The sequence below is a fragment of the Pandoraea anhela genome, from assembly GCF_902459655.1.
Lineage (GTDB): Bacteria > Pseudomonadota > Gammaproteobacteria > Burkholderiales > Burkholderiaceae > Pandoraea > Pandoraea anhela.
The window spans coordinates 88,844-103,439 of sequence record NZ_CABPSB010000010.1 but is presented as its reverse complement, the minus strand read 5'-3'; the positions used below and the strand labels follow the sequence as shown (position 1 = coordinate 103,439).

The window sequence follows — 14,596 nt, the reverse complement described above, 5'->3', positions numbered from 1 at the left end:
ATGATCTTCGTGACTGGCGGCGCCGGATTCATCGGCGCAAATTTCGTTCTGGACTGGCTCGCACAACACGACGAGCCGGTGTTGACCATCGACAAGCTGACCTACGCGGGGAATCTCGCCAATCTGGCCAGCCTGGAGCGCGATCCGCGCCATCGCTTCGCACAGGTCGACGTTTGCGATCGTGCCGCGCTCGACCGTCTGTACGCGGAGCATCGCCCGCGAGCGGTCCTGCACTTCGCGGCCGAGAGCCATGTCGATCGTTCGATTCACGGCCCGGGCGATTTCGTGCAGACGAACGTCGTCGGCACGTTCACCATGCTCGAAGCCGCGCGCGCGTACTGGGGCACGCTCGAAGGCGCCGCACGCAGCGACTTCCGGTTCCTGCATGTCTCGACGGATGAAGTCTACGGCTCGCTGAGTCCGACCGATCCGGCATTCACCGAGACCACGGCTTACGCCCCGAACAGCCCGTATTCGGCGTCGAAAGCCGGCTCCGACCATCTCGTGCGCGCGTATCACCACACGTACGGCTTGCCGGTCCTCACCACCAATTGCTCGAACAACTACGGTCCCTATCAGTTTCCCGAGAAATTGATTCCGCTGGTCATCGCCAATGCACTGGCCGGCAAACCGCTGCCGATTTATGGCGATGGCAGCAATGTGCGCGACTGGTTGTATGTCGGCGACCATTGCGCGGCCATCCGCGAAGTGCTGGCCAGGGGCGTGCCGGGCGAGGTCTACAACGTCGGTGGCTGGAACGAGCAGAACAATCTGTCCGTGGTGAACTCGCTGTGCCAATTGCTCGATACGTTGTCGCCCCGGGCTGACGGCCAATCGTATGCCGGCCAGATCACGTTCGTGACGGACCGTCCCGGACACGACCGGCGCTACGCCATCGACGCCCGCAAGCTCGAGCGCGAGCTGGGCTGGCGTCCGGCCGAAACCTTCGAGACGGGCCTGCGCAAAACAGTGCAGTGGTATCTCGCCAATGGCGAATGGGTGCGACAGGTGCAATCCGGCGAGTATCAACGCTGGATCGACACGCACTATCGGCATGACGACGGCTCAGCGGGAGCGGCAGGAACGGCAGGAGGCAAGGCATGACGACCAGACGCAAAGGCATCATTCTCGCGGGCGGCTCCGGCACCCGTCTTTATCCGGCGACATTGGCCGTGTCGAAGCAATTGCTTCCCGTCTACGACAAGCCGATGATCTACTACCCGCTCACCACGCTGATGCTCGCGGGCATTCGCGACGTGCTGGTGATCTCGACACCACAGGACACGCCGCGTTTCGAGCAGTTGCTCGGCGATGGCAGCCAGTGGGGACTCAGCATCCAATACGCCGTGCAACCGTCGCCCGATGGGCTGGCGCAGGCGTTCCTGATCGGTGCGGAATTCATCGGTCGCGACCCGTGCGCGCTCGTGCTCGGCGACAACCTGTTCTATGGCCACGATTTTGCGGCGTTGCTGAACGCGGCGAATCAGCAGACCGACGGCGCCACCGTGTTCGCTTACCCGGTCCACGATCCGGAGCGCTACGGTGTCGTGACGTTCGACGATGCCGGGCGCGCCATCGAACTCATCGAAAAGCCGAAGGAGCCGAAGTCGCGCTACGCCGTGACGGGCTTGTACTTCTGCGATAACGACGTTGTCGATATCGCACGTTCGATCAAACCGTCGGCACGCGGTGAGCTCGAAATCACCGACGTCAACAACGAGTACCTGAAGCGCGGCAAGCTGAATGTCCAGATCATGGGGCGCGGTTATGCATGGCTCGACACGGGCACCCACGAATCGATGCTCGAAGCGAGCACGTTCATTCAGACGATCGAGTCGCGTCAGGGCTTGAAGGTCGCGTGTCCCGAGGAGATCGCGTATCGGCGCGGATGGATCGATGCGGCGGCGATCGAGACGCTGGCGCAACCGCTGGCGAAGACGGGCTACGGCCAGTATCTTCTCTCGATGCTGCGTGAACGGGTGTTCTGAGTCGCACACCGTTGCAGCGCGGACTCGTCATTGATTCTTACCGGTTATCCCCTATGCAAGTGATTCCTACCGCCATCCCTGCCGTGTGCGTCATCGAGCCCAAGGTGTTCGGCGACTCGCGCGGCCACTTCTTCGAGAGCTTCAATCAGCGCAACTTCAACGATGCGCTCGGTGAGGCGTTCACGTTCGTGCAGGACAACCAGTCGCGTTCCATGCGCGGCGTGCTGCGTGGCCTGCACTATCAGGTCAAACAGCCGCAGGGCAAGCTCGTGCGTGTGTTGCACGGTGAGATTTACGATGTCGCCGTCGATATCCGCGAAGGCTCGCCGACGTTCGGTCAGTGGGTCGCGGAAGTGCTGAGCGCCGAAAACAAGAAGCAACTTTGGATTCCGGCAGGCTTCGCGCATGGATTCGTGGTGACGTCCGACACGGCGGAAGTGCTGTACAAGACCACGGACTATTGGGCGCCGCAGTTCGAGCGCTGCATTCGCTGGGACGACCCGACGCTGGCGATTCCCTGGCCGCTCGACGGCATCACGCCGATCGTCTCCGACAAGGACAAGCTGGGTATGCGGTTCGCCGACTATCGCCACGAAGACTGACGTCGGCACTTCGCTCAGTGCGCAAGCGTCAGGTTGGCCGCCGCGATCCTTTCGTCAATCGACGGAGGACGCGGCGGCCGATGTTTTTGTGCCCTCGCTTTCGGCGTCTGTGGGGGCGTCGATATCCTCGGTGCCGCGAGATGTCACCGTGGTTTCTCCCGTCACACGAAGCACCCGAACGTAGCGTAAGCCCAGCGGTGCGAAGCGTGCGGCGAGGGCATCTGCGACCGTCTGTGACGCGGCTTCCATACTGCCGTCGACAAGACCTGCATAACGCGTCGCTTCGGCGCGCCCCGGCTCGCTGAGGCCCTCGACGATCACATCGGCTTCCAGGCCGTTGTTGAGGTAATGCAGTTTGACGTCGTGCAACGCAAGCGCGTTCGCCCGGCAGAGCAGTTCGGCGGCCCCGACGACGACCGCACGTGCCGGCCACTGTTGCAGGGCCGTTCCCTTGGTATCGCTCTCAGGGTCGACATGCACCAGCACATCCAGAATCTGCGGCTCGCTCATGACGGCCGCCCGCGCCTGCTCGGCAATGTAGTGCCCTTCGGAGACGGACAGCCGGGCATCGACGAGGATGTGCACGTCGACGACGATCTCGTCACCCATGCGCCGCGTGCGCAGCATGTCGATGGCGCGCACGCCGGGGGTGTCGAGCAGGCGTTGGCGGATGGTGACGGTGGTGACGTCGTCCACGCCCCGATCGATCAGATCCTGCAGGGCGTTCCAGCCGAACTTCCAGCCGGTGCGGCCGATCATGAGGCCCACGAGCGCCGCGGCGAGCGGATCGAGAATGCGATAGCCCGCGAGGTTGCCCAGAATGCCGCACGCGACGACGAGCGACGACAGGGCGTCCGAGCGGGCGTGCCATGCGTTGGCCACGAGCATCGCGGAACGCACGCGCTGCGCGGCGCGCAGCATGTATCGGAAAAGCCCTTCCTTGCTCACGAGCACCACGACGGCCACGACCAGCGCGATCGTATGCACTTCGGGAATTTCCTCGGGATGCAGCAGACGTTCGATGCCGCGCCACAACATCCCTGCGCCGACCACCAGCAGAATCACACCGAGAAACAACGACGCGGCGTTTTCGTAGCGGCTGTGTCCGTAGGGATGGTCGGCGTCGGGCGCGCGGGCGCTGCCGCGTGCGGCGGCGAGTACCACGAAGTCCGAGACGATATCCGAGAGCGAATGGATGCCATCGGCAATCAGCGCCTGCGAACGCGCGAAGACGCCAATCACGATTTGTGCCGTGGTCAGCACGACATTGACCCAGATGCTTACCCAGGTCGAATGGCGCGCGACGCCATGTTTGTCGAGCGCCTCGCTCGATGCCGCCAGATTGTCGTAGTTCGAGTAGGGCATGAAGTCCGGGCGCGCGTCGGAAGCGGCTCCGCATCGGGATGATCACGCATTCTAATTTAGCGGATCTCCGATTGTCTCGGGGCAATCTCCGAGATTTGCCGACGCGGCAGAGGCTGCCGGCGGCGCCCGCGTCGTCGATTCCCGTACCCCGTACCCCCAATCTCCCTCAGCAAAAGGGGGGGGCTCCGCTGACGTTCCGTGGACAACGCGGCGCGGCGCCTGGGGCGCTCGCACCCGTTTGGCGAGGCGTGGGTTACGCCGATCGGAGGTGAGACGCGTTCAACGTCACCACGACGGGCGGAGGGCGTTCGCGTGCCGGCAGTAGGCGCGGCCGAACTGCGTCGGCTCGAAGTGCTTGCCGACCTGATGAATCAGTTCGCGAGCCAGCAGCGCGTTGATGACGGCTTCCGAGGGCTGTTGCGGATTCTTCTCGGCAATCGATTGGAGCGCAGCAGTAATGGCTTTGGCGGAAAGGGTGAGCATCGCATGCTCCTGTAAGTGTTTTAGTGTTTTAACCGCCTTTGATGACACGTTCGAGAATCGCGCCGTCAATTGGGCAGATCGTGCGTTTTTACGACACGCCGGCGGTGCCAGATGCCGATGCGTCCGTGCTGCAAACGCTTCGTGGCGAGGCTTCGATGACGCAGGCCAAGTGCGTAGGCGAGCGATACGACCGAGAAGAATTTGGTTCTGTCCGGCGGTTCGTAGCCGGCATACAGAAACCAGTGGGGGGACGCGAACATTCGGATGACCTCCCTTCGTCTTCGCAGCGAAAACGTTGGTCGAACGGTGTGACGGCCTTGGGCCGCATGGCCACCGACAGTGAGCGGCGTCGCGAGACAGCGCGCAGGCGCTGCAACGTCGGTGGTGCAGGTGATGCAGGAAGGGGAGACGACACCGGGGCGACACCGGAACCCGGTACGACCTTCAGACGGAATCTGCGAGAAATGGCGAATACATCACTTATACGCGGGTTGAGTAGCTAACACAATGTATTTTTGTGTGAGCACTCACCCCGCAGTGCGATTCGATGGCTGCCGGCGAACGCGGCAGGCCTGGAGGACGGATGAGTTACATCAGAATGATGTCGTACTGTTCCTGGTGGAACGACGATTCCACCTGGAGCGAAATCGGCTTGCCGATGAAGTCGATCAGCATCGCGAGATGTTGCGACTCTTCTTCGAGGAAGAGATCGACGACCTCCTGCGACGCAATCAGCCGGAACTCACGCGGATTGAACTGACGCGATTCGCGCAGAATCTCGCGCAGGATGTCGTAACACAGCGTGCGCGGCGTCTTGACCTGTCCCTTGCCCTGACATACGGCGCATGGCTCACACAGCACATGGGCCAGCGATTCGCGCGTCCGCTTGCGGGTCATCTCCACCAGTCCCAACTGCGAGAAGCCGTTCACGGTAATGCGCGTGCGGTCGCGGGCGAGCGCCTTCTTCAACTCGGCCAGCACGGCGTCGCGATGCTCCGCGCTCTCCATGTCGATGAAGTCGATGATGATGATTCCGCCCAGATTGCGCAGGCGCAACTGACGCGCAATCATCAACGCCGCTTCCAGGTTCGTCTTGAAGATCGTGTCGTCGAAGTTGCGTGCACCCACGTAGCCGCCGGTGTTCACGTCGATGGTCGTCATCGCTTCGGTCTGATCGATCATCAGATACCCGCCCGACTTCAGGTCGACGCGGCGCGACAGCGCTCGCTCGATTTCCGTCTCGACGTTGTACAGGTCGAACAGCGGACGCTCGCCCGTGTAATGCGTGAGCTTGCCGAGCACCGCCGGCGTGTACGTCGTCGCGAATTCCGCCAGCTTCTGATAAGTCTCGCGCGAGTCCACGAGAATCTTGCCCGTCTCCTCATGCACGAAGTCGCGCAACACACGCTGCGCGAGGTTCAGATCCTGATACAGCAGCGCCGGGGCGGGCACGCGGGTGCTCTGCTCGCCAATGGTCTCCCACGACTTGCGCAGATAGGCGATGTCGTTGGCCAGTTCGGCGTCGGCGGCGTCTTCCGCGATCGTACGCACGATGAAGCCGCCTTTTTCGTCGGCAGGCACGAGCGCCTGAATCTTGCTGCGCAGCGCTTCTCGCTCGGCTTCGCTTTCAATACGCTGCGAGATACCGATATGCGGCTCCTGCGGCAGGTAGACGAGCGTGCGCCCGGCAATGCTGATCTGTGTGGACAGACGCGCGCCCTTGGTGCCGATGGGGTCCTTGATGACCTGCACCATCAGCGTCTGCCCCTCGAAAACCGTCTTCTCGATGGGCGGCTGCGGATGCGCTACGGACGTGTCGTGACTGGTGCGCGGATGCCAGATATCGGCCACGTGCAGGAACGCGGCGCGCTCGAGCCCGATATCGATAAAGGCCGACTGCATGCCCGGAAGCACGCGCACCACCTTGCCCAGATAGATGTTGCCCACCAGACCGAGCGATAGCGTGCGCTCGATGTGCAATTCCTGCACCGCACCGAGCTGCATGAGCGCCACACGGGTTTCCTGTGGCGTGATGTTGACCAGAATGTCTTCGTTCATAAAGTGAGTGTCGACCGGACTCGAAAGGCTTCGCAAATTCGGGATGCGTCAGAAGTCGACGCCCGCCTGACGCAACAGCGCGGCGGTCTCGCACAGCGGCAGCCCCATGATGCCGGAATAACTGCCGTCGATGCGCATGACAAATTCGGCGGCCTTGCCCTGAATGCCGTAAGCACCGGCTTTGCCTTTCGGCTCGCCCGACGCGACGTAACGCTCGATCTCCTCACGGCGCAGCGGCCGGAACCAGACGTGCGAGATATTCACTGCCTGATGAATCTGACCGTCCGCACAGACTGCCACGGCCGTCAGGACGCGGTGGCGGGTGCCGGACAACCGGGCGAGGACGGCGCGCGCGTCGGCGTCGTCGAACGGCTTGCCGAGAATGGTGCCGTCGAGGCAGACGGTCGTGTCCGCCGCGAGGATCGGTGCGCCGGGCAGGCCGGCACGCGCCAGGCGCGCCATGGCCGCTTCGGCCTTCGCGCGCGTGACACGTTGCACATAATCGTCGGGCGGCTCCCCAGGCAGTACGGCTTCGAGTGCTTCGGCGTCCTCTTCCGCATGAGGCAACAGCAGCTCGAAACGAACGCCGAGTTGCTGCAACAGTTCCTGACGGCGGGGGCTTTGCGAAGCGAGATAGATGTACGGCATGGCGGCTTGACTTGAATTCGTCCAGCCCGGCACACGGCTTTGCAGGGATTTGCAGCGCGCGCACCGGGCCGCTGAATGGGCTGGGCGAGGGGAACGCCCTATTATGCCGCCTTGCGCGCCCCCCCGCCAGCATGCGGCGGGGAGCATAGTGCCGCTTACGGCGGCTTCAGGGCGGGATGCGCGCTATCGGCGGCGCCGGCGCGATCGATTTGGCGACCGGTCGGCGCCGCCCCGCGCGGCTCAGAGGTCCGCGAGGAAGTCCGCGCCGATGAGGTCGATGCGGTCGGTGCAGATGGCGTCCACGCCCCACGCCGCAAGCTCGCGGGCGCGGGCCGGCTCGTTGACCGTATAGACGAGCATATGCAGGCCCGCCGTCTTGATCTCGGCGACCTGAGGGCCGTCGAGATGCTTGTGGCTCGCGTGCAGGGTGACGGTGCCGAGCTTGCGGGCGTCTTCGCGCCAGTGGGCCGGCACGGCCTCGTACAGCATGCCGCGCGGCAATTCCGGCACGGCCGTCGCCGCCGCTTCGAGTGCCTCGTAAGAGAACGACGAGAGCAGCGGCGGCGGCGTCTGACCGTTCCACAGCGTTTTGACCGCCTCGGCCACACGCTTGCCCGTCTCGGCCTCGCGGCCCGGGCACGGCTTGATCTCGACGTTCGCCGCCAAGCCCAGCGCATGGCAACGCTCGGCCACCTGCGCCAGCGTCGGCATGACCTGACCTGCAAAACGGCCGTCGGCGCCGAACCAACTGCCGGCATCGAGCGTCTCGATTTGCGCATAGGTCATCTGCGCAGCTGCGCCATGGCCGTCGCTGGTGCGATCGACGGTGTCGTCGTGCAGCAGGAAAACGACGTTATCCGCCGAGAGCTTCGCGTCGAACTCGACCATGCGCAGGCCGAGCGACGCGCCCATCTCGAACGCCGCCAGCGTATTTTCCGGCGCAAGCTTGCCGCCGCCACGATGCGAGACGATGCGCGGATACGGCCAGTCGCGCCACAAATGGGAAGATGCCGACGTATCGCTCATGCTTCGACTCGCTTGCCGGTCGCCGGATCGAACAGATGCAGCGCCTTGGCCGAGATCGCGAGCGGCACGATCGTGCCGGCTGCCGGACGCATCTCGTGCGGCAGACGCACCGTCACGTGCTGCTCGCCCCAGCGGCCGTGCAGCAGGTTATCGGCGCCCAGCAGTTCGAGTTGGTCGACGTTGATGCTGGTTTGCGCGGTGAACGCACCGAGGCCGTTCTGCTGCTCGGCGGGCACCAGATGCTCCGGACGCACGCCGAGCACCAGTTCGCGGTTGGCGTACGCCATGCTCGTGGGCGGCAGACGCAGCGCCGGACCGCCTTCGATCTCGAACGTACGGCCTTCCGAGTCGACACGGCCCTTGAGCAGGTTCATCGCCGGCGAGCCCATGAAACTCGCCACGAACAGCGACGCGGGGCGCTCGTACACGTCTGTGGGCGTACCGATCTGTTCGGCGTAGCCCTTGTTCATGACGATCACACGATCGGCGAGCGTCATGGCTTCGACCTGATCGTGCGTGACGTACAGGCTCGTCGTCTTCAGGCGCTTGTGCAGACGCTGAATCTCCAGGCGCATTTGCACGCGCAGCTTGGCGTCGAGGTTCGAGAGCGGTTCGTCGAACAGGAATACGGCCGGCTCGCGCACGATGGCGCGGCCCATGGCCACCCGCTGACGCTGACCGCCCGAGAGTTCGCGCGGCTTGCGCGCGAGCAGCGGTTCAAGCTCCAGAATGCGGGCCGCCGCGAGCACACGCTCGTCGATGGTTTTCTTGTCGATGCCTCGGATCTTCAGGCCGTACGACATGTTCTGACGCACGTCCATGTGCGGATACAGGGCGTAGTTCTGGAACACCATCGCGATGTTGCGATCCTTCGGTTCCAGTTGGTTGACGACCTGCGAGCCGATGAGGATGCTGCCTTCGCTGACCGATTCGAGGCCGGCGACCATGCGCAGCAGTGTCGACTTGCCGCAGCCCGAGGGGCCGACGATAACCACGAACTCACCGTCTTCGATGTCGATATCGACACCGTGCAGCACATAGTTGTTCTGGTCGTAGGTTTTCTTGACGCTATGGAGTTTGAGATTTGCCATGATTACTTATCCGAATCGACCAGACCGCGCACGAACCAACGTTGCATCAGCAGCACCACCGCGAGCGGCGGCAGCATGGCGAGCAGCGTGGCGCTCATGACGAGTTGCCATTGCGTGGCGGTGTCGCCACTGCCGATCATGCTCTTGATACCCACGACCGCCGTGGTCATTTCCGGGGCGTTGGTCACCAGAATCGGCCACAGGTACTGATTCCAGCCATAGATGAAAGTGATGACGAACAGGGCCGCAATGTTCGTCTTCGACAGCGGCAGCACCACGTCGACGAAGAACCGCATCGGTCCCGCGCCGTCGATGCGCGCGGCTTCGACGAGTTCGTCGGGCAGCGTCATGAAGAACTGCCGGAACAGGAACGTGGCGGTCGCCGAGGCGATCAGCGGCACCGTCAGGCCGGCGTAGCTGTTGATGAGCCCGAGGCTCGAAATCACCTGTACCGTCGGGAAGATGCGCACTTCGACCGGCAGCATCAACGTCACGAAGATGAGCCAGAAGAACAGATTGCGCAGCGGGAAACGGAAGTACACGATGGCGAAGGCCGACAAGATCGAGACCGAAATCTTGCCGATCGTGACGACCAGCGCCATGAACAGGCTGTTGCCGAGCATCAGGCCGAACGGCATGGCCGCGTTGCCCGTGCCCGAACCCCACACCGTGGCGAGGTTTTCGAACAGATGGGTGCTCGGAATGAGCGACAGGGGAACGTTGAAGACTTCGCTCTCGTTCATGGTGGCGGCGACGAACGCCACATAGAGCGGAAAGACCACCAGCAGCACGCCGATAATCAGCATGACGTGGCAGAAGATATCCAGGCCGCGACGGTTCTCGATCATGCGTATTGCACCTTGCGTTCGATGAAGCGGAACTGCACGACCGTGAGCACGATGACGATCACCATCAGCACCACCGACTGGGCAGCCGAGCTGCCGAGGTCGAGCCCCTTGAAGCCTTCCGAGTAGATCTTGTAGATCAGCGTCATGGTCGACTGGCCCGGGCCGCCGCCGGTCGCCGCATCGATCACCGGGAAGGTGTCGAAGAACGAGTAGACCAGGTTGACCACGAGCAGGAAGAACGTCGTCGGCGAAATCAGCGGCAACACCAGCCCGAAGAAGCGCCGGACCGGACCTGCGCCGTCGATGGCGGCGGCTTCCACGAGCGAGCGCGGAATCGCCTGCAAGCCGGCGTAGAAGAACAGGAAGTTGTAGCTGATCTGCTTCCAGATCGACGCGAGCACGACGAGGAACATGGCCTGTCCCCCGTTGAGCGCGTGGTTCCATTCGATGCCGAACTTGGCCAGGCCGTAAGTGACCAGCCCGATACTCGGATTGAAGAGGAAGGCCCACAGCACGGCGGCGATGGCCGGTGCGACCGCATACGGCCAGATCAGCAGCGTCTGATAGGCGCGCTTGCCGCGTGTGACGCGGTCGGCCATCGCGGCGAGCAGCAGCGAGATGATCAGTCCGCAGACCGTGACCAGCCCGCTGAAGATCATCGTCGTGCGAAACGATGCGAGATAGAGCGAGTCGCCCCATAGCGCGGTGAAGTTGTCGAGTCCGACGAATTCGCTCGACAGCCCGAAGGCGTCTTGCGTCGACGTCGATTGCCACAGGGCCTCGCCCGCAGGCCAAAGGAAGAACACGACGGTGATGAAGAGCTGCGGGGCTACAAGAGCGTAGGGCAGCCAGCCGGTGCCGAAGCGCGGGCGTTCTCTGGAGTTGTGCGCCATAACGTAGTGACCAAAAAAAACCAACCCGGCCCGCGTTTCAGGCGAGCCGGGGTGGTGTCATTGTAACGTCACGATTCATGCTGCAAACGCAGGAAAAGCCCCTGCATTGCCTGCGTGATCGCGCGTTCGAGGCGGCTTAGCTGCCTTGCTTTGCGAAGCGGGCGAGGAGATCGTCGCCACGTTGTACCGCCTTGTCGAGTGCGGCTTTAGGCGTTTGCTTGCCGCTCCACACGCCTTCGAGTTCCTCGTCGACCACGGTACGGATTTGCGGCATGTTGCCCAGGCGCAGACCCCGCGTGTACGGCAGCGGATCCTTGTTGAGCATCTGCTTGATCGCCGTATCGGCGCCCGGGTTCTTCGCGTAGAAGCCTTGCTTTTCGGTCAGTTCGTAAGCGGCCTTGGTCACCGGCAGATAACCGGTGTCCTGGTGCCACTTGGCGGCCACGGCCGGCGAGGCGAGATAGTTCAGGAACTTGGCCACGCCCTTGTACTCGGCTGCCGACTTGCCGGCGAGAACCCACAGGCTGGCGCCACCGATGATGGCGTTTTGCGGTGCGCCCTTCACGTCGGCGTCGTACGGCATCATGCCCACGCCGTAGCTGAACTTGGCGTACTTGCCGATGTTGGCCAGCGCGCCCGACGTCGTCATGGCGATACCGCAATCGCCGCTGTAGAACTTCGAGGTCACTTCATCCTTGCGGCCCACGTACGTGAACGAGCCTTCCTTGGCCATATCGGCGAGGAACTGGATGTGCTTGACCTGCTGCGGGCCGTTGAAGCTCAGCTTGGCGTCGAGGCCGCCGAAGCCGTTATCCTTCGTCGCGTACGGCAGGGCGTGCCATGCGCTGTAGTTCTCGAGCTGCGTCCAGCCCTGCCAGCCCATGGTGAAGCCGCACGACATGCCCGAAGCCTTCAGCTTCTCGGCGTCGGCCTTCACGTCGGCCCAGGTCTTCGGCGGCGTGTTCGGGTCGAGGCCCGCCTTCTTGAAGGCGTCCTTGTTGTAGTAGAGCACCGGCGTCGAGCTGTTGAACGGCATCGAGATGAGGTGATTGGTCTTGCCGTCGGCGTAGTAGCCGGCGATCGCGGGCACGAAGGCCTTTTCGTCGAACGGCTCGCCGGCGTCCTTCATGACTTCCCACACCGGCTTCACGGCCTTCTTGGCGCCGATCATCGTGGCGGTGCCCACTTCGTACACCTGGAGAATGGCCGGGGCGTTACCGGCGCGGAAGGCGGCGATACCCGCAGCCAGACCCTGCTCGTAGTTGCCCTTGTAGATCGGGACGATCTTGTAATCGCTTTGCGAGGCGTTGAAGTCCGCCGCGATCTGGTTGACGCGATCGCCGAGGGCCGATTCCATCGAATGCCAGAACTGGATCTCCGTGGCGGCCAGGGCCGACGTGCTCATGCCGAGCGCCAGTGCAGCGCCAACGCCAGCCAGGGCGAACGTGCGCAGGGAAGGTTGCTTCATACCAATCTCCGGGGGTTCACGAGAAGTCCAGGGCCTGTTGAGTGAGTGGCCCCTGCTTGTTCGCGGTGCGAACTGTGTAGCGCCGCGTAGACTAACACGTCGTTGTGATTTTTCCACTCGCAGTGCACAAACGGTGTTGCAAGCGGTGCAACGCGGGGATTGACAGAACCGGCGCAGGGCCGGCCAGCAAGGCCGCAGGCCCCATGTTCGGCCCGATACAACGTTGCATTGCGCCGCACCAACGCCTGATGACTTATGGCTGACTTATTCTTTTGTCATACAGAGTGGGCACGCTTGCTACGTACGAGCGGGAGGCGCTACCGAAAGGGGCGTGCCCTGTCGCAGGCCTTTCCTGACCCCGCCGTCAGACCCGATGGTACGGATGATTGGCGTTGATGCTCCACGCGCGGTAGAGCTGTTCGGCCAGCAGCACGCGCACCATGCCGTGCGGCAAGGTGAGGCTGGACAGGCGGATGAGGGTGTCGGCGCGCGCCTTGAGGCCCGGGTCGAGCCCGTCTGCGCCGCCGATCACGAAGGCGACGTCGCGCCCGTCCTGCTGCCAGACGGTGAGCGACTGCGCCAGACGCATCGTCGTGAGATCCTGCCCGCGTTCATCCAGACACACGAGGCGGCAGCCGCGCGGCAGCGCCGCGTCGAGGCGCTGCGCTTCGGCGGCCATGACCGTCTCGGCCGTGCGGGAGTTGGAGCGTTGCTCCGGCTTGATTTCCTTGAGTTCGATGCGCAGCTCGGGCGGCATGCGCTTGGCGTACTCGGCGAAGGCGGTCTCGATCCAGCCGGGCATCTTGTGCCCGACTGCGAGAATGAACAGACGCATGACGGCGAAGTGTCGGCGAAGTGACGGCGAAAGCGCGCGGCGTCTTACTTGCTGCTCTTGCGCCGGGGCGCCGCCGGGGCGGAAGCCTCGACGGCGTCTTCGTCCTCGCTGTCGTCTTCCGCGCTGGCCTTGGCGCCTGCCTTGGTGCCGGCAGCTTTGAGGCGAACGGGCTTCTCGCCCCAGATTTCTTCCAGGTTGTAATACTGGCGCAGGGCCGGCTGCATGATGTGCACGATGGCGTCGCCCGTGTCGACCAGCACCCATTCGCCGACGTCTTCGCCTTCGATGCTGACGATATCGCCGCCGGCGGCCTTGACCTTGTCGCGCACGCTGGCGGCCAGCGCCTTCGTCTGACGGTTGGAGGTGCCGCTCGCGATGATCACGCGTTCGAACAGGGCGGTGAGGTGCTCGGTGTTGAACACCTTGATGTCCTGAGCCTTGACGTCTTCAAGGGCGTCGACGATCAGGCGTTGAAGTTTACGAATATCCATAGTGCGTTTTTTGGGTGAAACAGGGGTGCGGCACGGCGGCCTGGCAAGGGAATGCAGGGGCCGTCAGGCGCGATACAGGTGTTGCGCGCGGATGTACCGCCACACGGGGTCGGGCAGGTTTGCCGGGGGCGTGACCGCGTCTTGCGCGTGCGCCAGCGTGGCGCGCAACTCGGTGGCGGATATGTCGACGGCCAGTGAGTCGTCGATCAGGATGCCGCCGCATGGCGTGGATTGTACCCCGAGCGAGGACTTTTCCCGCTGTGCGATCCACTCGCGCAGTGGCGCAGACGCCGTATCGCGGCTGAAACCGGGCCGCGCGGCGGCGCAAATGTGGGCGTAATCGAACAGTTCGCGCCAGGCGTGCCAGGTGTCGAGCCGCACCAACTGGTCGGAGCCGATGAGCAGCGAGAGCGACGCCTGCGGGCCCACATCGAGACGCATGTCGCGCAGCGTGTCGACGGTGTAGCTCGGTCCGGCCCGCTCGATTTCGCGCGTGCTCACGATCACCTGCGTCGACGGATGAGAGACGGCGAGTTCCGCTGCGAGCCCCTGCGCCGCCAGGCGCGTCATGGCCAGCCGGTGTTCGGCGGCCGTGCTGCCTTGCTTTTGCGGCTGCTGGCCGGCCGGCATCAGAATCAGTTCGTCGAGCGCCAGCGTGCGGGCGAACAGCGCGCCGAGCGCGAGATGTCCGGTGTGAATCGGATCGAACGTGCCGCCCAGCACGCCGATACGCCGGATGGCGTGGGATGTCGTCAATGTCGTGAAGGTCGACCCAGCGTTGGCGGTCATGCGCAGCGCAC

Annotated in this window: 16 protein-coding genes; 3 read left to right on the top strand and 13 right to left on the bottom strand. The window is 63.6% G+C overall.

Features of this window, described 5'->3' with window-relative positions; translation table 11 throughout:
- From rfbB to rfbC, 3 genes are read left to right on the top strand one after another with little or no spacing between them, the layout of a single operon-like run.
- On the top strand, window positions 1–1,104 hold the full coding sequence (rfbB, locus tag PAN31108_RS15105) for a dTDP-glucose 4,6-dehydratase (RefSeq protein ID WP_150669635.1): 1,104 nt from the start codon (window positions 1–3) through the stop codon (window positions 1,102–1,104).
- Window positions 1,101–1,988 carry a glucose-1-phosphate thymidylyltransferase RfbA gene (rfbA, locus tag PAN31108_RS15100; protein WP_150669634.1) on the top strand — a complete coding sequence of 296 codons (888 nt, stop codon included), beginning with the start codon at window positions 1,101–1,103 and terminating at the stop codon, window positions 1,986–1,988. The genes rfbB and rfbA overlap by 4 nt, the downstream gene beginning before the upstream one ends.
- 53 nt (window positions 1,989–2,041) lie before the next feature.
- Window positions 2,042–2,590, top strand: coding sequence for a dTDP-4-dehydrorhamnose 3,5-epimerase (gene rfbC / locus PAN31108_RS15095; RefSeq protein WP_150669633.1), 549 nt, complete (start codon window positions 2,042–2,044; stop codon window positions 2,588–2,590).
- Window positions 2,591–2,644: 54 nt separating this feature from the next.
- On the opposite strand, the gene PAN31108_RS15090 is transcribed toward rfbC, so the two are convergent.
- The 13 genes from PAN31108_RS15090 to PAN31108_RS15030 all read right to left on the bottom strand — a co-directional run bounded on the left by PAN31108_RS15090 (window position 2,645) and on the right by PAN31108_RS15030 (window position 14,585).
- Entirely contained in the window at window positions 2,645–3,955 is a 1,311-nt protein-coding gene (locus PAN31108_RS15090; protein ID WP_246183973.1) for a cation diffusion facilitator family transporter, read from the bottom strand.
- A gap of 285 nt (window positions 3,956–4,240) precedes the next feature.
- Window positions 4,241–4,438 carry a hypothetical protein gene (locus PAN31108_RS15085; RefSeq protein WP_150669632.1) on the bottom strand — a complete coding sequence of 66 codons (198 nt, stop codon included), beginning with the start codon at window positions 4,436–4,438 and terminating at the stop codon, window positions 4,241–4,243.
- 65 nt (window positions 4,439–4,503) lie between these two features.
- Window positions 4,504–4,698, bottom strand: coding sequence for a hypothetical protein (locus PAN31108_RS15080; protein ID WP_150669631.1), 195 nt, complete (start codon window positions 4,696–4,698; stop codon window positions 4,504–4,506).
- Window positions 4,699–5,026: 328 nt separating this feature from the next.
- Window positions 5,027–6,496 (bottom strand): ribonuclease G, encoded by a 1,470-nt coding sequence (gene rng / locus PAN31108_RS15075; protein WP_150669630.1) that lies wholly within the window; start codon window positions 6,494–6,496, stop codon window positions 5,027–5,029.
- 48 nt (window positions 6,497–6,544) lie between these two features.
- Window positions 6,545–7,144: a Maf family protein gene (locus PAN31108_RS15070; protein ID WP_150669629.1), complete on the bottom strand. Its 600-nt coding sequence runs from the start codon at window positions 7,142–7,144 to the stop codon at window positions 6,545–6,547.
- A 240-nt stretch (window positions 7,145–7,384) separates the two neighbouring features.
- The gene (gene ugpQ / locus PAN31108_RS15065; protein ID WP_150669628.1) at window positions 7,385–8,170 is read right to left on the bottom strand and encodes a glycerophosphodiester phosphodiesterase; all 786 of its coding nucleotides are present in this window, start codon (window positions 8,168–8,170) and stop codon (window positions 7,385–7,387) included.
- Complete coding sequence (locus PAN31108_RS15060; protein ID WP_150669627.1) at window positions 8,167–9,261, bottom strand: sn-glycerol-3-phosphate import ATP-binding protein UgpC; 1,095 nt, start codon at window positions 9,259–9,261, stop codon at window positions 8,167–8,169. Before PAN31108_RS15060 ends, ugpQ begins: the two co-directional genes overlap by 4 nt.
- A gap of 2 nt (window positions 9,262–9,263) precedes the next feature.
- Window positions 9,264–10,109 carry a sn-glycerol-3-phosphate ABC transporter permease UgpE gene (gene ugpE / locus PAN31108_RS15055; RefSeq protein ID WP_150669626.1) on the bottom strand — a complete coding sequence of 282 codons (846 nt, stop codon included), beginning with the start codon at window positions 10,107–10,109 and terminating at the stop codon, window positions 9,264–9,266.
- Window positions 10,106–11,002: a sn-glycerol-3-phosphate ABC transporter permease UgpA gene (gene ugpA / locus PAN31108_RS15050; protein ID WP_150669625.1), complete on the bottom strand. Its 897-nt coding sequence runs from the start codon at window positions 11,000–11,002 to the stop codon at window positions 10,106–10,108. Before ugpA ends, ugpE begins: the two co-directional genes overlap by 4 nt.
- 136 nt (window positions 11,003–11,138) lie before the next feature.
- Window positions 11,139–12,470 carry a sn-glycerol-3-phosphate ABC transporter substrate-binding protein UgpB gene (ugpB, locus tag PAN31108_RS15045; protein ID WP_150669624.1) on the bottom strand — a complete coding sequence of 444 codons (1,332 nt, stop codon included), beginning with the start codon at window positions 12,468–12,470 and terminating at the stop codon, window positions 11,139–11,141.
- Between the two features lie 364 nt (window positions 12,471–12,834).
- A complete protein-coding gene (rlmH, locus tag PAN31108_RS15040; RefSeq protein WP_150669623.1) occupies window positions 12,835–13,305 on the bottom strand; it encodes a 23S rRNA (pseudouridine(1915)-N(3))-methyltransferase RlmH in 471 nt (156 codons plus the stop codon).
- A 44-nt stretch (window positions 13,306–13,349) separates the two neighbouring features.
- Window positions 13,350–13,796, bottom strand: coding sequence for a ribosome silencing factor (gene rsfS / locus PAN31108_RS15035; RefSeq protein WP_150669622.1), 447 nt, complete (start codon window positions 13,794–13,796; stop codon window positions 13,350–13,352).
- Between the two features lie 63 nt (window positions 13,797–13,859).
- Window positions 13,860–14,585: a nicotinate-nucleotide adenylyltransferase gene (locus tag PAN31108_RS15030; RefSeq protein ID WP_150669621.1), complete on the bottom strand. Its 726-nt coding sequence runs from the start codon at window positions 14,583–14,585 to the stop codon at window positions 13,860–13,862.
- Window positions 14,586–14,596 lie beyond the last annotated feature (11 nt).